This window comes from Agromyces sp. MMS24-JH15, from assembly GCF_043518605.1.
Classification (GTDB): domain Bacteria; phylum Actinomycetota; class Actinomycetes; order Actinomycetales; family Microbacteriaceae; genus Agromyces.
In genome coordinates, this window is sequence record NZ_CP171358.1 from 3,947,750 (window position 1) to 3,971,939 (window position 24,190).

Genomic DNA, 24,190 nt, shown 5'->3' on the forward strand with positions numbered 1-24,190 from the left:
ATGTCAGGAATGTTTGACACCGCCGAACGTACGCCTTCCTTGACATGAAGTCAAGAATTCTTGACATCGCGGCGGTGGTGCCGATCTTGTTGGAAGCAGTTCGCGGCGCTCGAAGCCCTCCGTGACGTGCTTCCGACGCCGGGGTTGGATTCCGACGCGGGCGGGGTGCCGCGGGTATGACGGGGGCGCACGGGCAGCGCTGCGCCAGAACGAGCTAGTGACCGGCCCCGCCGTCGACGAACTTCAGGCCGACGACGCATCCCACGAGCCCGGCGATGAGCAGCAGCTTCAGCCACGAGACATCCGAGTCGCCCGTGACCATCGCCCAGACGACCGTGAGGGCCGCGCCGATGCCGACCCAGACCGCGTAGGCGGTGCCGGTCGGGATGTCACGCATGGCCCACGCGAGCCCGCCCATCGACGCCATGAGCGCGACGCCGAACACCACCGACGGCCAGAGCCTCGTGAAGCCCTCCGACTTGCCGAGCGCGGTCGCCCAGACCGCCTCCAGGACACCCGACAGGATGAGCACGACCCACGCCATGACCGATCACTCCAACGTGCCAGTCTTGTCGCGTTCCGGGTACTGGGTGCCCTCGTCCGGCGTCGCACCGTGCGCGACGTGCCCTCAGGCTAGCAACGCGGCCTGATCAGGCCCTGTGCACCTCCGCCCGGACCCGTGCGCCCGACGGGACCCGACGCCGGTCAGGTCCCGAGGACCCGCGCCCGGACCCGTGCGCCCGACGGGGCCCGACTCCGGTCAGGCCCCGAGCACCCGCGCCCGGACCCGTGCGCCCGACGGGACCCGACTCCGGTCAGGTCCCGAGGACCCGCGCCGGACCCGTGCGCCCGACGGGGCCCGACTCCGGTCAGGCCCCGAGCACCCGCGCGAAGTGCTCGACGACGGGGAACGGCTCGTAGAACCCGTGCAGCAGCCGGCGCCATTCCTGGTACTCCGGCGACCCCCGGAACCCGGGGTCGTGGGCCTCGACGCTGTCCCAGTGGACCAGCAGCAGGTACTCGTTCGGCGTCTCGAGCGAGCGCGACAGCGTCAGGTCGACGAACCCCGGCATCGAGGAGATGATCGCGGATGCCTCGGCGAATGCGGACTCGAACGCGGCCTCGCGGCCGGGGACGACAGGCAGGATCGCGTGCTCGAGGATCATCGGGCGAGCCTATCGAGGCGGCGACGTCGGGGCCGTCGACGCCGGGGCCGTCACCGCCGGGGCCGTCGTCGCCCACCCGGGCACGGCCGAGCTCCGGTAGCGCCGCGGCTTGCCCTCGCCGAGGTCGATGAGCCGATCCACCCGGCGCAGCGGCACGGGCCTGCCGAGCAGGGCCTCGAGCGCGCGGCGCACCGCCACGGGGTCGCCGCCCGCGATGCTCGCCCGCACGTCTCCCGCGGCATCCTGCTCGACCGTCCACCCGGCCGCGCCGTGGGCCTGCAGCACCTGCGTCAGGTCGACGCAGGGAACGGAACGGCCGTCGCCGGCGACGAACCGGGTGTGCTCGCGGCCCTCCAGGTCAGCGATCCCGACGGCGCCGTCGGGGAGGCGGACGAGCCGTCCGAAGTCGCCCGTGCGGTAGCGCACGAGCGGGAGGAGCGGGTTCTCCCCCGCGGTCACGACCAGTTCGCCGACTTCGCCCTCGGGAACCGGCAGGCCGGCCTCGTCGAGCGTCTCGACGAGCACGCGCCGATCCAGCACGCGGAACGGGCCGTCGTCGGTGCGCACGGCGATCGGCCGGGTCTCGTGCAGGCCGTACACGTCGAAGACGGGGCACGCGAACGCCCGCTCGAGGTCGCTGCGCAGCGGACCCGACAACGCCATGGCCCCGGAGAACAGCGCGAGCGGCCGCACGGCGTCGCGCAGGTCCGGTTCGAGCAGCTCGGCGAGGCTCGTCGGGTCGCCCGTGATCACCTGCGGGTCCTGGTCGACGAGGAACGCCCGGCGCGACGAGGCATCCTGCCAGTCGGCCGGGTGCAGGTTCACCCGCGCCATCGTGCGCTGCCCGAACCCGCTGATCACCGACGCGTACGTGAACGCCGTGCGCTGGTGCACGACGTGCGCGAGGGCCATCCGCTCGCCGTCCGGTCGCCAGTCGACGCCGGTCGCGCGGACGAGGTCGACGAGCAGGTGGAAGCCCCTGGCGACCTCCTCGACGTCGTCGGGGATCACGAGCGCCGCACCGGTCGACCCCGAGCTGGAGCCCTGGACCATCCGGCCGAAGTCGGCGTCGAGCGGCACGAACGACGCGATGTCGCGCGCGAGGTCGGCGCGCGCGATGGTCGGGAAGTCCGCGAGCTCGGCGAGGTCCCCGCGGCCCCGGTAGTGCAGCAGCCCGCGTGCCGCGGCGAGGTGCTCGTCGAGCCACCCGTCGACGGGCAGCGGATGCCTCGTGCGCTCGACCTGCTCGGCGGTGAGCCGGTCGCCCGTCGCGTGCACCCAGCGGGGTGCGTGCGGATGGTGCCGAAGCCGTGCCAGGCGGGCGGCGCCGGCCGAGTCGAGCGTCGGCCACCGTTCGGCGTCGCCCAGCACCGCCGTCGCACCCGGAGCGTACTCGGGCAGCGCGAGCGGGTCGGCCTCGTCGCGCTCACTCACGCGAGTACCTCGCAGCCGCCTCCTTCGCGCGAGCCTCGGCGAGGCGACGCGCGACCTCGGCGCGGTGCCGGTGCTCGGCGTACGCCTCGGCGAGCGCGCGGTTCTGCGCGAGCGAGTCGAGCGCGGCGAGCATCGAGCGGGCGGTCTCGGCGTCCTCGCCGGCCGGCAGGCGGCCGCACCAGAACAGCATCGTTCGGGCGGCCTCCTCGCGTCGGGTGCCGTCGGAGAGCCAGTCGAGCGGATCGCTCGCGCTCGCGACCCGGAGGGCCAGGGCGTCGACCGCGAGCGCGTCATCCGATCGGTCGTGCCCCGCGCGGCGGCGACTCGCCGGGTCGCGACTCGCGGGGTCTCTACTCGCGGAGAGCGCGGGCTCGAACGGCTCGACGAGCTCCTCGCCTGCGAGCACCCAGAGCCCGATGGCGGCGCCCGTCCGCACGGCGGGCTCGTCCGCGAACGCGAGGCACGCGAGTCCCGCCGCACCCGCCGCGCCGAGCACGTCGACGGCGAGCGCCGCGAGCCGCACGCGATCATCGAGGAACGGGCGCGGGACGCTCGAGAGGCGGGCGGCGACCGCGGCGACGGGCGGCCCGGGCACGAGCGACGCCCAGCGCGCCTCCTCGTCGCCGGCGCGCTCCGTCCAGCGAGCGAGGCGTTCGTCGGGTTCAGCCATGCAGCACCTCCGCCAGCCGCACGCACGCGGCCGGTGCGTCGTCCATCGATTCCAGGTAGATCACGTCGTAGCCCGCCGCCGCCGCAATCGATTCGACGTGGTGCCGCGGATCGAGCAGGAGGAGCGTGCCCGAGGTGAGCTTCGTGCGCACGTCGGCCGCGACATGCTCGAACCCCGCGTTCCACCGCCCGAACATGGAGTCGAGCCCCTCGTCGGAGAGCACGACCACGTGCCGCCGCTCGCCGTCGCGAAGCTGCGGGAGCTGCGCGTACCGCGCACCGTACAGGTCGAGCGGGAACGAGGTCCCGCCCGCGAAGAAGGTCGCGAGCCCCTCGATGACCGGCTTCGGGTCGCGCAGGAACCACCCGGTCCCGGCGACCTGGCTCGGCCCCGAGAAGCTCGTGACGCGCACGCGCCCGCCCCCGCGCAGCACGGAGAGCGCGAGGATCGTGCCCGCGAGGACCGCGGGCGATCCGGTGACGGGATTCGGCATCGATCCCGACGAATCGATGTACAGGTCGAGGTCCAGGGCGGTCTCGACCGGCTCGGGGTCGCCCTCGATCCAGCTCCGACGGCGCGTCGTGACGCCCGGGATGGGCGTCGTGCCACCCTGCATCGTGGACGGCCAGTCGAGGTCGGCGAGGTCGTCGCCGACCTCCCACACCTCGGCGGGTCCCGGGAGCTCGATCGACGGGCGCGCCTCGCGGCGTTGGGTGAACGGGCGCACCCAGCGGGCCGCGTCCAGCCGGTACCGTTCGACGAGTTCGGCGACCGCGGATGCGTCGTACAGCCCGCGCGTGTCGGCGGTGCCGTACCCCTGCCCGGTGGCCGGACCCCCGGAGGCGCCGCCGCGGGCCGCGGCCTCCCGCGGATCGACCGGCCGCTCGTGCAGCCGCCGGTCCGCGAGGATCCGGCCCGTCTCGTCGGCGGATGCCTCGCCCTCGTCGCCGTCGCACACCCCGATGCCGAACGACCCGGGCTGCGCGGCGCGCCCGAGCAGCCGGTCGAGCTCGACGAGGTAGGGGGCGGCGACCATGCCGAACCGGAGGGCGCCGGAGACCGGGTCGAGCGCGAACGAGCGCACCGTCTCGGCGATGAGCGTGGCGTCGAGCTCGGGTCGGGTCATGGCGAGTTCGATGAGCCGGTCCTCGATGCGGTCGGCGGCCGCCCGCGCCTCCTGCAGTTCCCGTTCCCGGTCGGCGAATCGCTCGGGGACCTTCGTGACGTCGATGATGCCGCCCGCGCCCGTCGGTGCGGCCTCGCGGGCTGGCAGCTCTGGGGGTTCGGGCGGGCACATGGTGCCCGGCGGGCGCCGCCACAGCAGCTCGTAGGTCCGCCGGTACACCCACCAGAGCCGGTCCGGGGCGTCGAACGACTGCTGGGACATCCGGCGCATCATGCGGACGAGCCCCGGTTCACCGGTGCCGGATCCCGCGCGGCGCTGGAGCTCGGCGACGCGCGCGTTCACGAGCAGATCGCTCCACAGGTTCGCGAGGTAGGCCTGCCGCCCGGCATCCTCCCCGCCGCCCGACGCGACCAGCGCGCGCCCCATCTGGTGGCGGATCTTCAACGAGTCGATCCGCGTGCTCGGCGCGAGGACGTGGTGGCCGAGCTCGTGCGCGAACACCGACTCGAGCTCGTCGCCGATGCCGTCGGCCGCGAGCTGCACCGGGTCGACGGTGATCGCGGGCGGGAACCCGAACCAGGCCGCCGCCCCTCGCTCGGCGCCCGCGCCGGGCCGCAGCTCGGGCTCGTGCATCTCGACACGCCACAGCCCGAGCGCCGCGGCCCAGGCCGCGCGCGCCTCGTCGTCGAGCGGCACCGGCGCATCGGCGTGCTGGGGCGCGCCCATCAGGCGAGTCCCGTCGCCCGCAGCCACGCGACGTGGGTGTCGGGCCGCAGCACGAGCGTCACGCCCGGGACGCCGTCGGCCGCGCCGGTGTCCGCGGCCTCGGCCCGCGCGAGCCGGCACCCCCAGACGTCGCCGTCGATGCGCCACCACTCGCCGCCCGCGAGCACGGCGAACGCGCCGGGTTCGTCGAGCGGATGCCACTGCGCGGGCGGTGCGATCCAGGCGTCGCCGAATCCCTCGAACCCGCCGGCGGACCAGACGAACCCGTCGACCGCGGCACGCCCGGGCCACCAGAACCGATCGGTCGCCTGGCGGTCGAGGAACTCGTCGAGATCGGATGCCTCGACGCCGAGCACCCCGGCGGCGACCACGGCCCACTCGGCATCCCATCGCCCGGCCTCGCACCGCGCGAGCGCGTCCTCGCGCAGGGCCACGACCCCGGCGCGCCAGCCCGCGACCGAGGCGAGGTCGAGCAGTGCCTCACGCGACCAGGCCGGCGCTCCGTCGTCCGGTGCGCCGGGCGTCGGACGGGCGGCGACGCCGGCGCCGAGCGCCGCACGGAACGTGCGCTCGCGACCGCCCCGGCGCACGACGTTGCCCGTGGCGAGAGCGGGATCGAGGCCCGCCGCGGCGAGCGCGTCGAACGCGCGCGCCTGCGCCGCGGGATCCGGTGCGAGCAGCGGGGGGTACGACTCATCGGGGACGACGCGGGGACGCGTGATCATCCGGCGCGCTCCGCCCATCGCAGGTAGGCGGTGTAGCGCTGGTGGAGGTACTTGAGCGCGGTCAGGTCGTCGAAGTTGCGCCCGTAGAGCTTGCCGGTCGACGCGATCTCGCGGACGCGCGACTCGATCGCCGTGATGCGCCGCGACGCCTCGATCGCGCTCAGCCCCTCGAGGCCGGCGTCGAGCTGGTGCAGGAGGTCGGCGATCGGGTCGTCCTGCGCGAGGCCGAGCGCCGCGAACTGCCGGCGCGACTGCGCGAACAGGTCGGCCAGCCAGCTCATCTGGTCGGTCGCGAGTTCGCGCTCTGCGCCGACGTCGAAGCGCGGATGCGTCGGGTTGGGCAGCAGCTTCCCGCGCAGCGCGAACGGCAGCACCGCGGCGACGTCGTCGAGTCCGACCGCGCCGCGCCCGCGGAACCAGGCCATCGCCTTCGCGTACATGATGAGCGTCTGCAGCGGTCGCACCGAGAGTCCGTTGAGGGTCTGCGCGCCGAGGTCGGCCTCGAGGTCGGCGCCCGAGTTCTGCTCGATGACCTCGGCGACCCGGCCGCCGCCGGTCGCGACGGTGTCCTTCGTGCGGTACTCGAACCGGCGCCCGCCGTGCTGCACGAACTCGAACTGGCCGAAGAAGAACTCCAACTGCCGGCGCACCGCGGACGGCAGCGGCAGCGCGCGGATCTCCGCGCGCATGCGGGCCCGTTCGTCGGCGGTGAACACGAGCTCGGCGGGCACGTGCTCCTCGGGCTTCTCGCCCGCCTCCACGCGCGCGACGAGCTCGTCGAAGAAGTGCGCGTTGAACCCGGAGGCCGGGACCGTGACGTCCATCCGGTCGCGCAGCGCCTGGATCACCGCGAACGTGCCGCCGCCCGCGTCGTCGTTGGCGGTGAAGTACCAGCTCTCGACGCCGCCGTCCGGGTTCGTGCGGAGCATCTGGTCGTGGCTCTCGACGTATCCCTCTGCGACCATCGTGAGCAGCGCCGACTGGGTCTTCGTCGGGATCCGGTTGTACTCGTCGACGATCTTCACGGGGCGCGAGAGCCACTCGCGCCACGCGATCCGGATGTCGGCGAGTCGTTCGGCCTGCATGAGGTCGCGGGGCAGCGGGATGCCGACCAGGTCGCTGACGCCGAGCTGCGGGTGGCCCTGCTGGACGCCGCGGCGCACGTCGTCGGGGGTGGATCCCGCGAGCACGCCCATGAGGACGGCGACGGTGGTCTTGCCTCGGCCCGGGCCGCCGATGAGGAGGCACTTGCCGCCCACGGCGAACGTGATGAGCGGCATGAGCACGTTGGACGAGAAGGATGCATCGCTGGGCAGCGTCAGCTCGGCGCCCGCGTCGCCGAGGGCGAACGCGACCGGCGCGCCGTCCGAGAACTCGAGGTCGTAGTACGGCGAGATGACGGCGCGGTTGACGATCCAGTAGTAGGCCCGGCGCAGCTTCTCGTCGAGTTCCGGCGGGGCGGCCGCGGCGGGTTCGAGGAAGAGGTCCTCGGCCGTGATCGACCCGGATCCGTCGGTGCCGATCGGTGCGGTGGGGGAAACGGAGAGCCGGTGCCAGCGATCGGACATCGCGCCAGCCTAGCCCGCCCGCGCGACCCCGCCCGCGCGTTCCACAACCGAACGGAGCAGGGCCTCCTGTTCGGCGACCGGACGAGCGTCGAGCGGTCGCTCGAACGCGAGCCGGGCGGCGACGGCGGCCTCGATCGCGGGCAGCGCGGCGTCGACGCGCTCGGCGACCGAGCCGCGGACCTCGATCCAGGGCACGGTCCGGGCGGCGAGCACGTCGCGGAACCGCTGCTGCATGCCGTGGCGGAGGTGCTCGCCGTCGCGGAGGCCGTCCTGCACGAACGCGATCTCGTCGCCCGTGAGCACGTACAGGTCGGGGCGGTGTGCGTCGGCCCGCGCGAGGATGCGCGGCGCCGGCCGCCCGACGTAGCGTTCGTGCCAGATCGCGGTCGCGAGCACGTCGGTGTCGCAGACGAGCACCGGGGCGGGGATGCGGCGCAGCGCCGCCTGCTCGAGCGCGAGCTGCCGATCGACGACGAGGTCGAACTCGTCGCTCCGCCACGGCGCGTCGAGCCCGCCGTCCCTGGCCGTCGAGTACTCGCGTCCGTACTCCGGGACCCACTCGGTTCCGAGCCGTTCGGCGAGGGCCGACGCGAGGGTCGTGGACCCCGTCGACTCGGCGCCGAGGACGACGATGCGCGCCGCGAGTCCGGCCCGCGTCGCCGACGGGAGCTCGTACCAGCGCTCGGCCGGCGCGGCCCGGACCGCGGTGCCCGAGATCGGGTTCACCCGGCGGCCCGGGTCGACCTGCACCCAGGTCGCGCCGAGGCGCGCCGCGAGCTCCTCGCCGTAGGCATCGCTCGAGAACACCGCGTCGACGCGCCCGGCGGCGGAGCCGCCCGCGAGCGCGGCGATGAGGGCGGTGTGCGCCTGCCACGCGGCATCCGATCCCAGGTCGACCGGCAGGTCGTCGAGCGCGGCGACGACGCGCGCCGTCGGATGCTCCTCGCGCACCCACGCGGCACGCAGTCCGTACGGGATCGACTCGACGCTCGAGCCCAGCACCTCGACCGTGACGGCGTCGCACGCGCGGAGCGCCGAACGGATCAGGTGCGAGTGCCCGACGTGCAGCGGGTAGAACTTGCCGATGACCAGGCCGTGCCGGAACTCAGCCACCGGACGGCACCCGCTCCGGGGCATCCGACCCGGCCGCGTCCGACCCGGCCGCGTCCCACCCGGCCGCATCCGACCCGGCCGCGCCCGACCCGGCCACTGCCGACGCCCGCTGCTCGCGCTCGACGCGCAGCCAGGACCGCAGGCTGACCGCGCAGATCACGATGAAGCCGGCGTAGAGCACCGCGGTGATCCAGAGCCCGGTCGCGATCGCGAGGCCGACGAACGCGACGTCGACGGCGATCCAGACCGCCCAGTTCTCGATCCGCTTGCGGTTCAGCAGGTACTGGGCGACGAGGCTCGCGGCGGTCGTCGCCGCGTCGGCGAGCGCGACCTGCGAATCGGTGAACGTCGAGAGCACCCACCACAGCACGGCGGTGCCGGCGACCCCGGCGACGACCAGCCATGCGGCCTGGCGTCGCGGCGTCCTCGCGATGAATCCGGGGTCGTGCTCGACACCGCGAGTCCAGCGCCACCAGCCGTGCGCGCCGAATGCGAGGTAGACCACCTGGAGCGCGGCCGCGGCGTACAGGCCCGAGGTCGCGAACAGCACGAGGAACACGAGGTTGTTCGCGATGCCGATCGGGTAGTTCCACACGTTGCGGCGGCCGGCGAGCACGACGCACACGGCGCCGGTCGCGAAGCCGAGCACCTCGGCCCAGTGGGCCGCCAGCCATTCGATCACCGCGACAGCCTACGGAATCGGGCACGGCCGGGCGTGCGGGCGCCCGGTCGGCACGGTCGACAACGGTCGGCCCGGTCGGCAGCATTCCGACGAACGGCGGCAGTCCCGGCACCCCGCCGCGACCGCCGCCCTGCCGCAGGATGGACGCATGGACCTCACCCCCGACACCGCCCTCATCGTGATCGACGTGCAGCAGGGCTTCGACTCGCCCGTGTGGGGCGCGCGCGACAACCCCGATGCCGAGGCGAACATCGGCCGCCTCGTCGACGCCTGGTCGGCCGCGGGCCGACCGATCGTGCTCGTCCGCCACGACTCGCGCTCGGCCGGCTCGCCGCTCGCGCCGGGCGCGCCCGGCAATGCGCTGAAGGCGGTCGTGGCGGATGCCCCGCACGACCTCTTCGTGACGAAGCACGTCAACTCGGCGTTCTACGGGCAGCCCGACCTGCACGGCTGGCTCGGGGACCGGGGCATCCGATCGCTCGTGGTCTGCGGCATCCAGACCAACATGTGCGTCGAGACGACCGCGCGCATGGCCGGCAACCTCGGCTACGAGGTCGCCGTGCCGCTCGACGCCACGCACACGTTCGACCTCGAGGGCCCCGACGGCGAGCGGATCGCCGCGGCCGACCTCGCGCGGGCGACGGCCGTGAACCTGCACGGCGGCGGCTTCGCCGAGGTCGTCGCGACGGAGTCGCTGGTCGGGTAAGCCGTCGAGCCGGGTCGCGATCCGTTTCGCCGCATGACGGCGCGTGGACGGCGGCCCGACCCCGCCCGGTTAACCTGATCGGCATGGCAGACCGCGAATACGGCTTCAAGACGCGTGCGATCCACGCGGGAAACATCCCCGACCAGGTGACCGGCGCGCGCGCCCTCCCGATCTACCAGACGAGCGCGTTCGTCTTCGACGACACCGCTGATGCCGCCGCGCGCTTCGCGCTGCAGAAGTACGGCAACATCTACTCGCGCCTCGCGAACCCGACGGTCGCGAGCTTCGAGGAGCGCGTCGCGAGCCTCGAGGGCGGCCTCGGCGCCGTCGCGACCGCGTCGGGCCTGTCCGCGCAGTACATCACCTTCGCGTCGCTCGTCGGCGCGGGCGACCACATCGTCGCGAGCGCCAACCTCTACGGCGGCTCGATCACGCAGCTGGATGTCACGCTCCGCCGGTTCGGCGTCGAGACGACGTTCGTCGCGGGCTTCGACGCCGAGGACTACGCGGCGGCGATCACCGACAAGACCAAGGCGCTGTTCGTCGAGACCATCGCGAACCCGTCTGGCGGCATCGCCGACCTCGAGGCGCTCGCCGACGTCGCGCACGCGCACGGCATCCCGTTCATCGTCGACTCGACGATCGCGACCCCGTACCTCAACCGCCCGATCGAGTGGGGCGCCGACATCGTCACGCACTCGGCGACGAAGTTCCTCGGCGGGCACGGCACGACCCTCGGCGGCGTCGTCGTCGAGTCGGGCCGGTTCCACTGGCACTCCGAGAAGTTCCCGCTGTTCGGCCAGCCGGTGCCGAGCTACGGCGGCCTCGAGTGGAGCGGCAACTTCGGCGAGTACGCGTTCCTCACGCGCCTGCGCGCCGAGCAGCTGCGCGACATCGGCCCGGTGCTCGCACCGCACTCGGCGTTCCTGCTCGCGCAGGGCGTCGAGACCCTGCCGTACCGCATCCAGGCGCACATCGACAACGCCCGTACGGTCGCCGAGTGGCTCGAGCAGGACCCGCGCATCGAGCGCGTGTTCTGGGCGGGCCTGCCGAGCCACCCGCACCACGACCGCGCGCAGAAGTACCTGCCGCTCGGCCCGGGCTCGGTGTTCAGCTTCGAGGTGAAGGGCGGCCGCGAGGTCGGCCAGAAGCTCATCGAGTCGGTGAACCTCGCCTCGCACCTCGCCAACATCGGCGACGCGAAGACGCTCATCATCCACCCGGCGTCGACCACGCACGCGCAGCTCACCGAGCAGCAGCTCGTCGACGCGGGCGTGCTGCCCGGCGTCATCCGCCTCTCGGTGGGCATCGAGGACGCGGACGACATCATCTACGATCTCGACCAGGCGCTCACTCAGGCCACTCAGGCCGGCGCGACCGGAGGTGCACGATGACGCTGCGACAGGCTCAGCACGACGCCGACACGCTGACGACCGAGGTCGCCGACGCCGACCTCGAGACCGTCCGCCTCGCGAACGGCCTCAGCTGCGAGCTGCCGGCGAGCTCGCCGCTCGCGAAGCTCCTGCGCTCGCAGCGCACATGGGTCGGCCCCGACGCGAAGCAGCGCCTGCGCATCCTGAACGCGGCGAAGTCGGTCGCGATCGTCGGCGCCTCGCCGAAGCCGCAGCGGTCGAGCTTCTTCGTGGGCACGTACCTGCAGCAGTCCAGCGACTACCGCCTGTACTTCGTGAACCCGATGGAGACCGAGATCCTCGGCCAGCCGGCGTACGCGAGCCTCAAGGACCTGCCCGAGGTGCCCGACATCGTCGTGGTGTTCCGCCGCGGCAGCGACATCCCGCAGGTGGTCGACGAGGTCGTCGCGTCCGGCGCGAAGACGATCTGGGTGCAGCTGGGCATCTGGAACCAGGATGCCGCGTACTACGGCGAGGAGCAGGGCCTGACCGTCGTCATGGACCGCTGCATCAAGGTCGAGCACGCCCGCTTCCACGGCGGCCTGCACCTGCTCGGCTTCGACACCGGCCAGATCACGAGCCGCAAGACCCTCCGCTGACCCGACGCGGACACGACGACGGGGACCCGCACGCGGGTCCCCGTCGTCGTCGGTACGCTCGTCACCCATGACCCGCGAATTCGACTGCTCGACCGACCGCGCCCGGATCGACCGCGCGCTCGTGCACGCCTGGCTGAGCGAGCACGCGTACTGGGCGATCGGGCGGAGTCGCGAGACGCAGGATGCCGCGATCGACGCGTCGCTCAACTTCGGGGTCTACGACCGCGCCACGGGCGCGCAGGTCGCCTACGCGCGCGTCGTGACCGACGGCGTGACCTTCGGGTGGCTGTGCGACGTCATCGTCGACCCGGGCTCGCGCGGCGACGGCATCGGGATCGCGCTCGTCGAGTCCGTCGTGGCCGAACTCGACCACCTGCGCCTGAAGCGCGTCGTGCTGATCACGGGCGACGCGCACGGGCTGTACGAGCGGTTCGGGTTCGCGCCCGTCGACCGGCCCGACGACTGGATGTTCCGGGTCGGCGCCGACCCGCGGATCTGACCGGCCCGGACGTCGGTAGGCTCGTCGGGTGCTGACCGATCACCCGGGCATCCGCGTCGCGCTGCTCGGCCCCGTGCTGGTCGAGGGGCGCGACGGACGGCTCGCCGAACCCCCCGGCACCCTCGCGAAGGCCTTCCTCGCCGCGCTCGCCGGCCCGGACGGCCGCGGGGTCGACCGCACGCACGGCGTCGAGGCGATCACGGACGACGTCTGGGGCGACGAACCGCCCAGGAACGCGAAGCAGGCGCTGCAGACGCTCGTCTCGCGCCTGCGCGCGGCGTCGGCGGAGGGGCTCGTCGAGTCGCGGTCGGGCGGCTACGCGCTCGCGATCGCGGCTGCGGCGACGGATGTCGGGCTCGCGCACGAGCTCGGCCGCCGGGCCGCCGCGCGCTCGCGCGAGGGCGACCACGCGGCCGCAATCGGATGCCTCGACGAGGCGCTCGCCCTGTGGCGGGGCGAACCCGGGCTCGACCTGGGCGCCTCCCCCGCCGGCGCGGCGCTCGCCGACGCGGCGGCCGCCCTCCGCCTCGGCCTGCGCGAGCTCCGGGCCCGCTGCCTGCTCGACGCGGGCGATCCCGAGGCCGCGATCGCCGAGCTCGAGCCGCTCGCGGCGGGGCATCCGCTCGACGAGCACCTGCAGCACACGCGCCTGCGCGCGCTGGCCGCCGCGGGCCGCCGCACCGAGGCCGTCGCGGCGTTCGCGGCCTTCCGGGCGACGCTGCGCGACGGCCTCGGCATCTCGCCCGGACCGCAGCTGGTCGCGCTGAACGCGGAACTCCTCCGCGACGAACCCGCGAGCCCGACTCCCTCGACACGGCCGACCGCGCTCACCGCACCCACCGCACCGACCGGACCGCTGGCCGGGACGACCGCCGCACCGACCGCGGGGCCCCACGGCGCCGCGCCCGCGGCCGCCGCGCCGGGCACCGTCGCGCCCGACCCCGACGACGCGCCGCCGCGTCCGGCGCGCACCCGGATCGGCGTCCGCGCCGCGCCGAACGCCCTGATCGGCCGCGACGACGACGTGCGCCGCATCGAGTCGCTGCTCACCGGCCACCGGCTCGTGACGATCCTCGGCACCGGCGGGCTCGGGAAGACCCGCCTCGCGCAGGAGGTCGCGGGCCGCTCGGATGCCCCGACCGTCGTCGTGGTCGAACTCGCGAGCATCCGCGACGCGCACGACGTGCCGCTCGCGCTCGCGACGACCCTCGGCATCCGCGAGGCCACGGCCGGCACCCGGCTGGGCGACCTCGGCCGACGTCCGGAGCTCCGCGACCGCATCGTCGACCAGCTCGGCGAGCGGCCCACCCTCCTCGTCGTCGACAACTGCGAACAGGTCGTCGAGGGCGCCGCGACGTGGGTGGCCGACCTCCTGGCCGCGGTCCCCCGCCTCACGGTGCTCGCCACGAGCCGCAGCCCGCTCGAGGTCGGCGCCGAGCAGGTGTACCGCCTCGACCCGCTGCCGTCGGGCGATGCCGACGACCTCGGCCCCGCCGTGCGCCTCTTCCTCGAGCGCGCGCGCGCGGCCCGGCCCGGGGCATCCCTGCCGCTCGAGCCCGTCGCGCGGCTCTGCGAGCGGCTCGACGGGTTGCCGCTCGCGATCGAGCTCGCGGCCGCACGCATCCGCTCGATGGGCGTCGAGCAGGTCGAGGCGCGCCTCGTCGACCGCTTCGCCCTGCTCGCGGGCGGCGACCGGTCGGCCCCCGAGCGCCAGCGGACGCTCCTGGCGGTCATCGAGTGGAGCTGGGCCCTGCTCACGCCCGCCGAGCAGCGCGCCCTGCCCCGCCTGGCGTGGTTCGTCGACGGCTTCGCGCTCGACGCGGCCGAGATCGTGCTCGGGGAGGCCGACGCCGCCGCCGGGAACGCCACGCCGGCTCCCGACGCGCTCGACGTGCTCGACGGCCTCATCGCGCAGTCGCTGCTCTCGGTGACCGAGGATGCCTCGGGTCGGCCCAGGTACCGCATGCTCGAGACCGTGCGCGAGTTCGGGCAGTCCCGGCTGGACGACCCCGCCCGCGACGCCGCGCTCGACGCCGTCGACGCGTGGGCGCGCGGCTTCGCGTCCGAACGCTCGGGTTCGTTGCGCAGCGCCGACCAACTCGACGGGCTCGCGCGCACCGCGGTCGAGCAGGACAACCTCGTCGCGGTGCTGCGCCGGGCGATCGACCGGCGCGACGGAGCGACCGTGGTCGCGGTCTTCGCGTGCCTGGCGTACTTCTGGACGGTCCGGAGTGCGCATTCGGAGATCGTCGCGTTCAGCGACGCGATGCTCGACGCGACCAGGGGCTATCGCCCGGCCGGGCCGACCGAGGCCGCGTCGTCGGCGCTCTCGTTCGCGATCATCGCGGGCACGAACCTCGCGGTGTTCACGTCGACCGGCCTTCGCGCGCTCGCGCGGCTCCGTACCGTCGTGCGCCTCGGGATCCCGCTGCCGAGGTGGATCGCGTCGCTCGGCGGGTTCCTGCTCGCGCTGCCCGATCTCGCCGAGGCGGAGCGGCGCATGGACGAGATGGTCGAGGACGACGACCCCGAGACCGCGGTGCTCGCGAGCATCATGCGCACGCAGTTCTCCGAGAACGCCGGCGAGCCCGAGCGCGCGCTGCGCGACGCCCACCGCGCGCACGCGCTCGCGACCCGGGTCGGCGATGCCTGGGCGACCGCGATCTCGGCGATGCTCATCGCCCAGCTCGCCGGGCAGACGGGTGACTCGGCGGAAGCGCTCCGCTGGGCGCAGGCCGCGAGGGCCTCGCTCACCGCGATCGGGGCCGACGAGGACATGCGCCAGGTCGAGTGGATGATCGCGGGCGCGCTGCTGGCCGAGGGCCGGCCGGACGACGCGGAGGCGGGCCTGCGCGCACTCGCCGATCGCCGGCCGATCGGCGCCGACGGCGCGGAGTTGTCGATCGTCGCCGAGTTCGGCCTCGCCGAGCTCGCGCGCGTGCAGGGCCGGACCGACGAGGCGCACGCCCTCGCCCGACGCGTCATCGACAGCTACACCGATCCGCGCCTGCGCGCGTCCCCGTGGTTCCAGATGACGCTCGCCGCGTTCGTCGCCGGCGGCGTCGCGTCGGGCTGGCCCGAGGCCGACCTCGCCGAGTGGGCGGAGACCCTCCGGCGTCGCGCGCTCGCGGGGCTCCGCGCCCGCCCGGCCTACGTCGACCGCCCGGTGCTCGGCACCGCCGTGGCCGGATGGGCCGCGTGGGGCTCGGGGCATCCGCTGCTCGCCGATCGCGCCGTCGAGTTGCAGGCGCTCGCCGAGGTCCTGCACTCGCGCCAGGACCTGCCCGCGCTCCGGCGTGACGCGATCGCCCGGCTCGTGGTCGACCGGGCGGGGACGGCCACGGACGGTCGCGATCCGGGCGGCGCCGCGCGCAGCGGGGCCGATCGGCTCGCAGCGGCCCGCGCCCGCGTCGCCGCGATGACCGCGCCCGAGCAGAACGAACGGGCCCGCGCCCTGCTGGCCGAGCCCGTCCCGTCGTCCTCGACGGAGTGAACCCCGTGCGGCGGCCGGCTGTCGAGCCGACCGCCGCACGGGGCATCCGTCACGCCTTGCGCATGTAGGCGCGCACCGTGAGCGGTGCGAACACCGCGACGATGACCGCCGCGCCCACGAGCGACCAGACCGCGTCGTAGCCGAGGCCGGCGCCGCCGATGAGGTCGCGCACCGCGGTGACGAGGTGCGAGATGGGGTTGATGTTCGCGAACCACTCGAGCGGCGCGGGCATCGTCGAGGGGTCGACGAACGCGTTCGAGAGGAACGTGAGCGGGAAGAGCACGATCATCGAGATGCCCTGCACGCTCGAGGCGCTGCGCGCGGTCACGCCGAAGAAGGCGAAGATCCACGACACGCTCCACGAGCACAGGATCACGAGCACGCTCGCCGCGACGACGCCCCAGAACCCGCCCTCGGGGCGCAGGCCCATGAGGAATCCCATGGCGAAGGTGAGTGTCGTGGCGATGAGGTACCGCACGGTGTCGGCGAGCAGCGCCCCCGACAGCGGGGCGATGCGCGCGATGGGCAGCGATCGGAACCGGTCGAACACGCCCTTCTCCATGTCCTCGCGCAACTGCACGCCGGTGACGATCGACGTCGAGATGACCGTCTGCACGAGAATGCCGGGGATGATGATCGGCAGGTAGCTCTGCACGTCGCCCGCGACTGCTCCGCCGAAGATGTACGTGAACATCAGCGTGAAGATGATCGGCTGGAACGTCACGTCGAAGAGCTGCTCGGGCGTGCGCTTGATCTTGAGCAGGCCGCGGTGGGCCATGGTGAACGTGTGCGAGAGCGTCTCGCGCAGGCTCACGCGGTTGCGGAGCTTCCGCTCCGACGCGGGGACGATGCCCGTCGCGACGGCGGCGGGGGCGGGGGTGGCGACGGTCGTCATGCGCGGCTGCCTTCCAGCTCGGCGGATGCGGCGGCATCCTGGTCGTCGACGTCGGCGTCGGTCTCGACGCCGTGTCCGGTGAGGGTGAGGAAGACCTCGTCGAGCGTCGGCTTCTGCACGCTCATCTCGGCGAGGTGGATGCCCGCGTCGCGGAGCGTGACGAGCAGGTCGGCGACCAGGTCGGCGTCCTGCATCGGGGCGGTGATGCGCGCGGCCTCGGGCGAGACCGTCGCGGCGACGCCGAGCACGCGCTCGACCGCGATCCGCACGTCGTCGACGTCGTTCGCGTCGGCCGGGCGAAGGTGCAGGCTCGAGGTGCCGACCGACGCCTTGAGCTCGTCGCCCGTGCCCTCGGCGACGACGCGGCCGCGGTCGATGACCGCGATGCGGTCGGCGAGCTGGTCGGCCTCGTCGAGGTACTGGGTCGTGAGCAGGACCGTGGACCCGGTCGCGACGAGGCGGCGGATCGTGTCCCACATCTGCGCACGGGTGCGCGGGTCGAGGCCCGTGGTGGGCTCGTCGAGGAAGATGAGCGGCGGTTGGGCGATGAGGCTCGCGGCCAGGTCGAGGCGTCGGCGCATGCCGCCCGAGAACTGCTTGAGCGGACGCTTGGCGGCCTCGGTGAGCCCGAACTCCTCGAGCAGGTCCGCGGTCTTGCGCCGCGCGTCGCGGGCGCTGAGCCCGAGCAGGCGCGAGAAGAGCATGAGGTTCTCGTTCGCCGAGAGGGTCTCGTCGACCGAGGCGTACTGGCCGGTCACGCCGATGAGCTGGCGCACGACCTGCGACTCGCGCTGGACGTCGTGGCCGAAGATGCGGGCGCGACCGGCGTCGGGCCGCAGCAGCGTGGCGAGCATCGAGATGGTGGTGGTCTTGCCGGCGCCGTTCGGGCCGAGCACGCCGTAGACGGAGCCCGTGGCGACCCGGAGGTCGACGCCGTCGACCGCGCGGTTCTGGCCGAAGACCTTGACGAGCCCCTCGGCCTCGACGGCCCAGGTCGCGTCGTGGGATGCGGACGTGGTCATCGCGATCCCCTTTCTGTCGGATGGATGGATGGCCTGGTGGTGATGGATCGGAGGATCCGGTGCGCCGGCCCGTGGTCCGGGCTGCGCGACATGGACGAGTGTTCCGGTGCGCGCTTGCGCCCCGCTTACGCGGCGCTTGCACGGCGTGCACGCGCGCCGGTGCCATCTCAGGTGCGCCGTCTCAGCGCCGTCTCAGCGCCGTCTCAGCGCCGTCTCAGCGCCGTCGGATCAGCGCGTGCTCGCGTGCGCGAGGCGCTGGAGCCGGCCGATCACGGCCTCGCGGTCGACGTCGCCGAGGTGGAGCGCCCTCGGGACGGTGCCGAGTTCCGCGAGCAGGATGCCGAGGAGGAGGTCGGATTCGCGGATCCGCTGTCGGTCGCGGTGGCCGAGCTTGGCGCCGCGCACGATGGCCTCCTTCGCGGACGCCCCCCAGCCGGGACGGCTGCGCCGCGCGGTCGCGACCAGCCGGTCGTCGTCCGCGCCGACGAAGCCGACCGCCGCGAGCGCCGCGCGGCGCTCGTCGTGCAGCAGCTCGTCGATGCGGCGCGCGTCGAGCCCGAACTCGGCGAGGACGCTCGCGGCGGCGCCGTCGTCCTCGGCGAGGGCGAGCAGGAGGTGCTCGGCTTCGACCGCGAGCGCGCCGCGATCGGATGCCTCGTCGATCGCCCTGGCGATCACGCGGCGGGTCGTCCCGACGTAGTCGTTCTCAGCCACGACGCCTCCGGAGGTCGATGCCGGCGTCGTCGAGCCGGCGGATGTGCTTCTTGTGGACGGCCTGGCGCGTGACGCCGAGCGCCTCGGCGACATCGCTCCAGCTCCATCCCTCGCGCAGCGCCCGCTCGACGGCGGCGTCCTCGAGGCGGTCGGCGTACTCGCGGAGCGCGACGACCGCGGCGAGTTCGTCGGCGGTGCCGCCGACGGGCGGTGGGATGAACGGTGCCATACGAGCAACCTACGTTGCCAATCAAAGATTGTCAACCTGAGTTGCGAATCGACGTCGACGGCCAGCCGCGCCGCGTCTGCCGGCGAGCGAGCGCACCTAGACTTGACCGGTGATCACACACGACGACCTCGCTCGAGCAACCGATTCGATGGTCGAAGTGGAGTTCTCCGTCGCCGCACTCGATCTCGCCGGCAACGATCCCGGGCATACGATCCTGGGCTTCCTGGACGATCCGAAGTTCCTGCCGAGTGCCGCTCGCAATCCTTCCCTGGCTGCGGTGCTCGTCACCCCGAGCCTCGCGGCCAGCGCGCGCGAGCGCCTCTCCGACGAGGTCCAGGTGGTCGTGGTGGACGACCCGCGGTGGAGTTTCTACACGCTGCACAACGTCATCGCCTCGGCGGGACCGCTCGAAACCGAGCCCTCCGTGATCCACCCGCGCGCTCAGGTGCATCCATTGGCATTCGTCGACGAGATCGGCGTACGGATCGCCGAGGGCGCGGTGGTCGAGCCGCATGCCACGGTGCTGCGCTCGGCGGTCATCGGTGCAGGCGCCGTCATCCGCGCGGGGGCGGTCATCGGCACCCCGGGCTTCGAGCACAAGCGAACGAGTCGGGGCGTTCTCAGCATCGTGCACGACGGCGAGACCAGGATCGGCGCGGGCACGGAGGTGGGCTCGCTCACCACCATCGCGCGGGGCTTCGCCCGCCGCCACACGTCGCTCGGGGCGGACTGCCGCATCGACAGCAACGTCATGATCGCGCACAGCAGCCAGCTCGGCGACCGGGTGTTCGTGGCGGGCGGGTCGGTGCTCAGCGGCAGCACCGACGTCGGCGACGACGTCTGGATCGGCCCCGGGGTGACGCTGATCGACAGCGTGAAGGTCGGCGCCGGAGCGCGCATCGGGATCGGCAGCGTCGTGTTCACGAAGGTGGCCCCGGGCACGCGTGTCCTGGGAAACCCGGCCATGCCGCCGCGGAGGCGACGCCCGGACGCTTCGTCAGAAGCGTCCTGACCCCTGGCTCACCACGTGGTGATGAGCCCTCCCCATGACAGGCCGACACCGAATCCCAGGAGCATGACGCGCATTCCCGGCTGGAGCCGGCCCTGACGCTCCGCCTCGGTCAGCGCGATCGGAATGGTCGACGAGACCGTGTTGCCGAAGTCCTCGAGCGCGACGAAGAACTTCTCGGCCGGAACACCGAGCTTCTTGCGAAGGTGCTCCAGCATGAATGCGTTCGCCTGATGGAAGACGAACAGGTCGACCTGGTCCTCCGTGAGCCCCGCCTTTTCGAGGATCTTCGACACCGACGACGGCACCACGTCCAGGGTGAAGTTGAAGATGTCCGGGCCGTCCATGTAGAGGTCGTACTGCGTGGCCTCGAGCGACCGCGCGGCCGGGTCGGACTTGGGCTGGACCGAACCGCCGGACCTCAGCCCGCCGCTCGGGACGATCAGCGCCTTCGCGCCGGACCCGTCCGTTCCGTACGTGATCGCGGTGATCGCATCCGCCGCGCCGTCGCCCAGGACGAGCGTCGCGGCGGCTCCGTCGCCGAAGATCGTCCGCACCGACTTGTCGCTCGGATTGATGAACTTCGTGTAGGTGTCGGCGGTGATCACGAGCACGTTGGACACCTGTCCCGACTCGATCAACCCCTTCGCCAGGCCGAGCGCGTAGATGTAGCCCGAGCAGCCGAGCGTGATGTCGGTCGCACCCGCCGTGGTCGGGATTCCCAACTGCTCCTGCACGATGCACGCGGTCGACGGCAGGTAGAAGTCGGGGCTCTGCGTGCAGACGATCAGGTACTCGATGGACTCGGGCTCGATGCCGTGATCGGCGAAGAGCTTGCGTCCCGCAGCCGTCGCGAGGTCGGACGAGAACTCATCGGCGGCCGAGATGTGACGGCGGTGGATGCCCGTCTTCGACGCGATCTTCTCGACGCTCCACTCGGGGAACTGTGCCGAGAGATCGGCGTTCGTGAGGACTTCCTGAGGCAAGTAGTAGTCGACGGCAGCGATACGAGCACTCATGCCTCAAGCCTAGCTGTCCGCCCCGCCCGCTACCGCGCGGTGTATCCGCCGTCGACGACGAGGGCCGTGCCGGTGACCCATGCGGATGCCGGAGACAACAGGTAGAGCGCCGCGTCGGCCACGTCGTCCGCCGTCCCGATCCCGAGCGGATGAGCCGCCTCGATCGATGCCCATCCCGAGTCGCCGACCTTCGCGTGGATGCCCTCGGCGAGCGGGGTGCTCACGACGCCGGCCGCGATCGCGTTCACGCGGATGCCCTCGCGGGCGAGTTCGAGTCCGAACGACTTCGCGAGCGAGGCCACGGCGGCCTTCGTCGCGGCGTACACGCTCACTCCCGCCTCGCCCACGAGGCCCACCGCCGACGACAGCAGCACGACGCTGGGCGACTCCCCGCGAACCTTCGCGTGGCGGAACGCCTTGGTGAGCATCACCGCGGTCGTGACGTTCACGTCGAAGAGATGCTGCACCTGATCGGCCGAGGCCACGCGGAGCGGGGTCGGTTCGTGCATCCCGGCCGCGTGCACGAGTCCATCCAGCCGGCCGACCTGCTGCACCACCTCGGCCATCATCGCGGCGACCTCGGCATGACGGGTGACGTCGAACGCCACGGCGAGATGGCCCGAGCCCTCCAGCGCGCCGACGAGGTCGTCGAGTTGATCGGCGCGGCGCGCGACGCAGACGACGCGGGCGCCGTGGCGTGCTGCGGCGATCGCCGTGGCGCGGCCGATCCCGGACGAGGCGCCCGTGATCAGGATCGTGCGACCCCTGAGCCGAAGGAAGTCGGGCGCCTCAGGCACCGGCGTCGACGAGCGCTTTCAAGTCGGCGACCGTCACGGCCTCGGCGAGCGCGTCGGCATCGATCGTCAGGCCCACGGCCGTGTCGACCTCGGCGATGAAGCTGATGTTGGAGAGCGAATCCCAGCCGATGACCTCGAGCTCATCCGAGAGCGACACCTCATCGATGTCGATCTCGAGAATGTCCGCGACGGTCCTCAGCAGGGTGCTCTCATCCATGGGTTCAACCCTACTACCGCCCTGCGCCGCGCCTTTCGCGGCGCCGGCGGTGCGGTGAGCCAGGTCAGCGCGCCGCGGCCATCTTGGCGAGCACGTCGAGGTGCCGGTCCGCCACCTTCTCAATCGTGAAGTGCTGCTCGATCAGGTGCCGTGCATTCTCGGCGACCTCAGCGCGTGCCTCGGCAGGATTCTCCAGCACTCGCATGAGCACTCCCGCGAGCGCACTCGGGTCGGCGCGCGCGTCGGAACCGCTGATCGGCGGCGCCAGGTACAACTCACGGCCGTCCTCGACGATGATGTCGAGGAAGTTGTCCGGCTCGATCGCGGCGATCACCGGTGTCCCGGTCGCCAGTGCTTCGAGGCTCGCCGTCCCGAACCCGAGGCCCTCGAGTTCGTGCACCTCCACGTCCGCCGCGGCGAGGAAGTCCGGGATCCGGTTCTGCGGAAGCGCACCCGTCGTGACGATGGCGTGCTCGACTCCGAGTTCCTTGGCGATGTGCAGGAACTCGTCGTGGTAGACGCCGCCGACGACGACGACGGCCAGGTCGGGGAACCGCTGGAGCACGAGCGGAAGCGCCCGCACGAGCGCGATTCGGCTTCGCTGGGGAATGACGTGCCCGACCGAGACGACCAGCCTGCGACCCTGCAGGCCCAGTTCCTCGATCACGGCCGACGCGTCGCCCTCCTGCAACCGGGCGACGTCGATGCCGACGGGAATGGCGACCTTGCCACTGATCGCCCGTCGATATCGCTTGTCGATGTAGCGATCCATCAGGATGTCCATGACGACCACCCTCGGCTTGTGCAGTCGCATGAGCGGAACTACCAGGAGCCGGTCCGCCATCGCGTAGACGAAATCGTTGAACCTGCTCAGCGGGGTTTCGAGTCGAGTGTGGATGCTCAGCAACGTCGGAACTCGACGCTTCCGTGCCCACCAGCCCGACAACCAGGTGAGATCGAAGAATTGACCGTGCTGGTGCACGACATCCGGCGAGAACTCGTCGAGGAGATCGAAGACCCGCCGCTTCGCGCGCGGTGAAGAGGTGAACCCGATATCGAAATTCGCGGCGAAGCGATTCTTCGGAAGGGTCCATGCTGGAATGCGAACGATCCGGACTCCGCCGGTGACCTCGCTCGCCGGGGCATCCCCGTACGTGGCGGTCAGCACGAGTACCTCGTGGCCCGCCTGCGCGTACTTGTGCGCAAGGTGTTGCGAGAGGTGCGCGGATCCCCCCGGCCGCGGCGGGTAGAAGTTGTTGATGACTGCGATTCTCATGTATTGACCCGATCGGCGACGTCGCGCGCCCTCCGGCGCAACCTGCCAAGCCTAACAACTGCTCACCGTGGGCTCGTTCACGGGCGAGGCAGGCGCGCGCATCGGCGATCGGGCACCGGATCGCCTCCCCTCGGCGCGCGTGCGAGGGTCGTTACGGCCTGTGTCGGTGCGGGCAGCGCCCCGCCCGTCCGCGGATTAGCGTGCCCGCATGACCGCGCTCACCCTGCCCTCGCCCCTCGTCGCCGTCGACTGGCTCGCCGAGCACCTCGACGACGACCGGCTCGTCGTCCTCGACGCGACCGCGCTGCTCGTCGACGCCCCCGGTGGCGGGAAGGCCTGGCTGAGCGGCTACGACGCCTATCTCCTCGACGGGCACGTCCGGGGCGCCGTCTTCGCCGACCTCCTCGCGGAGTTCTCCGACCCGGCCGCTCCGCTGCCGTTCACGCGCCCCGACGCCGCGCGCATCCGTGAGGCCCTCTCGTCCGCGGGCATCGGCGCCGATTCGGTCGTCGTGGCCTACGACACCGCCAACGGGCGGTTCGCGGCCCGCCTCTGGTGGGTGCTCCGCTCCTTCGGCTTCGAGCGGGTCGCGGTCCTCGACGGCGGGCTCGCGGCCTGGCGATCGGCGGGCCTGCCCGTCGAGACGGGCCACGTCGCGCCCGCGTCCGCAGGTGCGCCCTTCGAGCCCGTCGCGCGTCCGGGATTCTGGGCGGAGCGCGAGGAGGTCGCCGCCGCGATCGAGGGCCGCACTCCGGCCGCGCTCGTGTGCTCGCTTCCGCACGCCGACTTCCGCGGCGACGCCGCGGCGCCCCGGTCCGGCCACATCCCCGGCAGCCTCAACGTGCCCGCGGGCGGCCTCGTCGACCGCGGCACGAACCGCGTCGTCGCCGCCGAGGCGCTCGCGGCGGCCCACGCCGCGGTGCCGGACGCGGAACCGGTGATCCTGTACTGCGCGGCGGGCGTCGCGGCGTCGCTCGGCGCGCTCGCGCTCACCCTCCAGGGCCGCACGGACGTGCGCATCTACGACGGATCGTTGAACGACTGGCGGGCCGACCCCGAGGCGCCGCTCGCGATCCTCGCCGCCTGAGGCGCG

The 24,190-nt window shown here is 72.9% G+C and carries 24 protein-coding genes and 1 riboswitch; of the genes, 7 read left to right on the forward strand and 17 right to left on the reverse strand.

Annotated features, from left to right (window positions below):
* Positions 1-214: 214 nt before the first annotated feature.
* The 9 genes from ACDF64_RS18030 to pnuC all read right to left on the reverse strand — a co-directional run bounded on the left by ACDF64_RS18030 (position 215) and on the right by pnuC (position 9,210).
* Positions 215-544 carry a DMT family transporter gene (locus ACDF64_RS18030; RefSeq protein ID WP_394552720.1) on the reverse strand — a complete coding sequence of 110 codons (330 nt, stop codon included), beginning with the start codon at positions 542-544 and terminating at the stop codon, positions 215-217.
* A 15-nt stretch (positions 545-559) separates the two neighbouring features.
* Positions 560-626: riboswitch (guanidine-III (ykkC-III) riboswitch) on the reverse strand.
* Positions 627-869: 243 nt separating this feature from the next.
* Positions 870-1,166, reverse strand: a complete 297-nt coding sequence (locus tag ACDF64_RS18035; protein WP_394552721.1) for an antibiotic biosynthesis monooxygenase family protein — start codon at positions 1,164-1,166, stop codon at positions 870-872.
* Between the two features lie 9 nt (positions 1,167-1,175).
* Entirely contained in the window at positions 1,176-2,600 is a 1,425-nt protein-coding gene (locus ACDF64_RS18040; protein ID WP_394552722.1) for an AMP-binding protein, read from the reverse strand.
* The gene (locus tag ACDF64_RS18045; protein ID WP_394552723.1) at positions 2,593-3,270 is read right to left on the reverse strand and encodes a phosphohydrolase; all 678 of its coding nucleotides are present in this window, start codon (positions 3,268-3,270) and stop codon (positions 2,593-2,595) included. The genes ACDF64_RS18040 and ACDF64_RS18045 overlap by 8 nt, the downstream gene beginning before the upstream one ends.
* Positions 3,263-5,122 carry a VWA domain-containing protein gene (locus ACDF64_RS18050; RefSeq protein WP_394552724.1) on the reverse strand — a complete coding sequence of 620 codons (1,860 nt, stop codon included), beginning with the start codon at positions 5,120-5,122 and terminating at the stop codon, positions 3,263-3,265. Before ACDF64_RS18050 ends, ACDF64_RS18045 begins: the two co-directional genes overlap by 8 nt.
* Positions 5,122-5,847 (reverse strand): potassium transporter Kef, encoded by a 726-nt coding sequence (locus ACDF64_RS18055; RefSeq protein ID WP_394552725.1) that lies wholly within the window; start codon positions 5,845-5,847, stop codon positions 5,122-5,124. The genes ACDF64_RS18050 and ACDF64_RS18055 overlap by 1 nt, the downstream gene beginning before the upstream one ends.
* A complete protein-coding gene (locus tag ACDF64_RS18060; protein ID WP_394552726.1) occupies positions 5,844-7,415 on the reverse strand; it encodes an ATPase in 1,572 nt (523 codons plus the stop codon). Before ACDF64_RS18060 ends, ACDF64_RS18055 begins: the two co-directional genes overlap by 4 nt.
* 9 nt (positions 7,416-7,424) lie before the next feature.
* A complete protein-coding gene (locus ACDF64_RS18065) occupies positions 7,425-8,528 on the reverse strand; it encodes an AAA family ATPase (RefSeq protein ID WP_394552727.1) in 1,104 nt (367 codons plus the stop codon).
* The gene (pnuC, locus tag ACDF64_RS18070) at positions 8,521-9,210 is read right to left on the reverse strand and encodes a nicotinamide riboside transporter PnuC (protein ID WP_394552728.1); all 690 of its coding nucleotides are present in this window, start codon (positions 9,208-9,210) and stop codon (positions 8,521-8,523) included. The genes ACDF64_RS18065 and pnuC overlap by 8 nt, the downstream gene beginning before the upstream one ends.
* A 148-nt stretch (positions 9,211-9,358) precedes the next feature.
* On the opposite strand from pnuC, the gene ACDF64_RS18075 reads away from it, so the two are divergent.
* The 5 genes from ACDF64_RS18075 to ACDF64_RS18095 all read left to right on the forward strand — a co-directional run bounded on the left by ACDF64_RS18075 (position 9,359) and on the right by ACDF64_RS18095 (position 15,919).
* A complete protein-coding gene (locus ACDF64_RS18075; protein WP_394552729.1) occupies positions 9,359-9,916 on the forward strand; it encodes a cysteine hydrolase family protein in 558 nt (185 codons plus the stop codon).
* Between the two features lie 83 nt (positions 9,917-9,999).
* Positions 10,000-11,310, forward strand: coding sequence for an O-acetylhomoserine aminocarboxypropyltransferase/cysteine synthase family protein (locus ACDF64_RS18080; RefSeq protein WP_394552730.1), 1,311 nt, complete (start codon positions 10,000-10,002; stop codon positions 11,308-11,310).
* 98 nt (positions 11,311-11,408) lie between these two features.
* Positions 11,409-11,927 carry a CoA-binding protein gene (locus ACDF64_RS18085; protein WP_394555206.1) on the forward strand — a complete coding sequence of 173 codons (519 nt, stop codon included), beginning with the start codon at positions 11,409-11,411 and terminating at the stop codon, positions 11,925-11,927.
* Positions 11,928-11,994: 67 nt separating this feature from the next.
* Entirely contained in the window at positions 11,995-12,426 is a 432-nt protein-coding gene (locus ACDF64_RS18090) for a GNAT family N-acetyltransferase (RefSeq protein WP_394552731.1), read from the forward strand.
* A gap of 28 nt (positions 12,427-12,454) precedes the next feature.
* Positions 12,455-15,919: a BTAD domain-containing putative transcriptional regulator gene (locus tag ACDF64_RS18095; RefSeq protein WP_394552732.1), complete on the forward strand. Its 3,465-nt coding sequence runs from the start codon at positions 12,455-12,457 to the stop codon at positions 15,917-15,919.
* Positions 15,920-15,968: 49 nt separating this feature from the next.
* Here the strand turns inward: ACDF64_RS18095 and ACDF64_RS18100 are convergent, their stop codons facing one another.
* The 4 genes from ACDF64_RS18100 to ACDF64_RS18115 form a co-directional block, all read right to left on the reverse strand.
* Positions 15,969-16,814 carry an ABC transporter permease gene (locus ACDF64_RS18100; RefSeq protein ID WP_394552733.1) on the reverse strand — a complete coding sequence of 282 codons (846 nt, stop codon included), beginning with the start codon at positions 16,812-16,814 and terminating at the stop codon, positions 15,969-15,971.
* Entirely contained in the window at positions 16,811-17,836 is a 1,026-nt protein-coding gene (locus ACDF64_RS18105; RefSeq protein WP_394552734.1) for an ATP-binding cassette domain-containing protein, read from the reverse strand. Before ACDF64_RS18105 ends, ACDF64_RS18100 begins: the two co-directional genes overlap by 4 nt.
* Positions 17,837-18,064: 228 nt before the next feature.
* Complete coding sequence (locus tag ACDF64_RS18110) at positions 18,065-18,550, reverse strand: Clp protease N-terminal domain-containing protein (RefSeq protein WP_394552735.1); 486 nt, start codon at positions 18,548-18,550, stop codon at positions 18,065-18,067.
* Positions 18,543-18,779, reverse strand: coding sequence for a helix-turn-helix domain-containing protein (locus ACDF64_RS18115; RefSeq protein ID WP_394552736.1), 237 nt, complete (start codon positions 18,777-18,779; stop codon positions 18,543-18,545). The genes ACDF64_RS18110 and ACDF64_RS18115 overlap by 8 nt, the downstream gene beginning before the upstream one ends.
* 109 nt (positions 18,780-18,888) lie before the next feature.
* Here ACDF64_RS18115 and ACDF64_RS18120 point away from each other — a divergent pair, with 109 nt between their 5' ends.
* Entirely contained in the window at positions 18,889-19,791 is a 903-nt protein-coding gene (locus ACDF64_RS18120) for a hypothetical protein (RefSeq protein ID WP_394552737.1), read from the forward strand.
* Positions 19,792-19,799: 8 nt separating this feature from the next.
* Here the strand turns inward: ACDF64_RS18120 and ACDF64_RS18125 are convergent, their stop codons facing one another.
* The 4 genes from ACDF64_RS18125 to ACDF64_RS18140 all read right to left on the reverse strand — a co-directional run bounded on the left by ACDF64_RS18125 (position 19,800) and on the right by ACDF64_RS18140 (position 23,097).
* The gene (locus tag ACDF64_RS18125) at positions 19,800-20,807 is read right to left on the reverse strand and encodes a 3-oxoacyl-ACP synthase III family protein (RefSeq protein ID WP_394552738.1); all 1,008 of its coding nucleotides are present in this window, start codon (positions 20,805-20,807) and stop codon (positions 19,800-19,802) included.
* Between the two features lie 29 nt (positions 20,808-20,836).
* Complete coding sequence (locus tag ACDF64_RS18130; RefSeq protein WP_394552739.1) at positions 20,837-21,604, reverse strand: SDR family NAD(P)-dependent oxidoreductase; 768 nt, start codon at positions 21,602-21,604, stop codon at positions 20,837-20,839.
* Complete coding sequence (locus tag ACDF64_RS18135) at positions 21,597-21,821, reverse strand: acyl carrier protein (RefSeq protein WP_394552740.1); 225 nt, start codon at positions 21,819-21,821, stop codon at positions 21,597-21,599. Before ACDF64_RS18135 ends, ACDF64_RS18130 begins: the two co-directional genes overlap by 8 nt.
* 64 nt (positions 21,822-21,885) lie before the next feature.
* Positions 21,886-23,097, reverse strand: coding sequence for a glycosyltransferase family 4 protein (locus tag ACDF64_RS18140; protein ID WP_394552741.1), 1,212 nt, complete (start codon positions 23,095-23,097; stop codon positions 21,886-21,888).
* Positions 23,098-23,305: 208 nt separating this feature from the next.
* Here ACDF64_RS18140 and ACDF64_RS18145 point away from each other — a divergent pair, with 208 nt between their 5' ends.
* On the forward strand, positions 23,306-24,184 hold the full coding sequence (locus tag ACDF64_RS18145; RefSeq protein WP_394552742.1) for a sulfurtransferase: 879 nt from the start codon (positions 23,306-23,308) through the stop codon (positions 24,182-24,184).
* The last annotated feature ends 6 nt before the right edge of the window (positions 24,185-24,190 follow it).

Coding starts and splice junctions, on each gene's coding strand:
- ACDF64_RS18030 (WP_394552720.1), bottom strand. CDS start 544: ATGGCGTGGGTCGTGCTCATCCTGTCGGGTGTCCTGGAGGCGGTCTGG.
- ACDF64_RS18035 (WP_394552721.1), bottom strand. CDS start 1,166: ATGATCCTCGAGCACGCGATCCTGCCTGTCGTCCCCGGCCGCGAGGCC.
- ACDF64_RS18045 (WP_394552723.1), bottom strand. CDS start 3,270: ATGGCTGAACCCGACGAACGCCTCGCTCGCTGGACGGAGCGCGCCGGC.
- ACDF64_RS18050 (WP_394552724.1), bottom strand. CDS start 5,122: ATGGGCGCGCCCCAGCACGCCGATGCGCCGGTGCCGCTCGACGACGAG.
- ACDF64_RS18055 (WP_394552725.1), bottom strand. CDS start 5,847: ATGATCACGCGTCCCCGCGTCGTCCCCGATGAGTCGTACCCCCCGCTG.
- ACDF64_RS18060 (WP_394552726.1), bottom strand. CDS start 7,415: ATGTCCGATCGCTGGCACCGGCTCTCCGTTTCCCCCACCGCACCGATC.
- ACDF64_RS18075 (WP_394552729.1), top strand. CDS start 9,359: ATGGACCTCACCCCCGACACCGCCCTCATCGTGATCGACGTGCAGCAG.
- ACDF64_RS18080 (WP_394552730.1), top strand. CDS start 10,000: ATGGCAGACCGCGAATACGGCTTCAAGACGCGTGCGATCCACGCGGGA.
- ACDF64_RS18090 (WP_394552731.1), top strand. CDS start 11,995: ATGACCCGCGAATTCGACTGCTCGACCGACCGCGCCCGGATCGACCGC.
- ACDF64_RS18100 (WP_394552733.1), bottom strand. CDS start 16,814: ATGACGACCGTCGCCACCCCCGCCCCCGCCGCCGTCGCGACGGGCATC.
- ACDF64_RS18105 (WP_394552734.1), bottom strand. CDS start 17,836: ATGACCACGTCCGCATCCCACGACGCGACCTGGGCCGTCGAGGCCGAG.
- ACDF64_RS18115 (WP_394552736.1), bottom strand. CDS start 18,779: ATGGCACCGTTCATCCCACCGCCCGTCGGCGGCACCGCCGACGAACTC.
- ACDF64_RS18125 (WP_394552738.1), bottom strand. CDS start 20,807: ATGAGTGCTCGTATCGCTGCCGTCGACTACTACTTGCCTCAGGAAGTC.
- ACDF64_RS18135 (WP_394552740.1), bottom strand. CDS start 21,821: ATGGATGAGAGCACCCTGCTGAGGACCGTCGCGGACATTCTCGAGATC.
- ACDF64_RS18140 (WP_394552741.1), bottom strand. CDS start 23,097: ATGAGAATCGCAGTCATCAACAACTTCTACCCGCCGCGGCCGGGGGGA.
- ACDF64_RS18145 (WP_394552742.1), top strand. CDS start 23,306: ATGACCGCGCTCACCCTGCCCTCGCCCCTCGTCGCCGTCGACTGGCTC.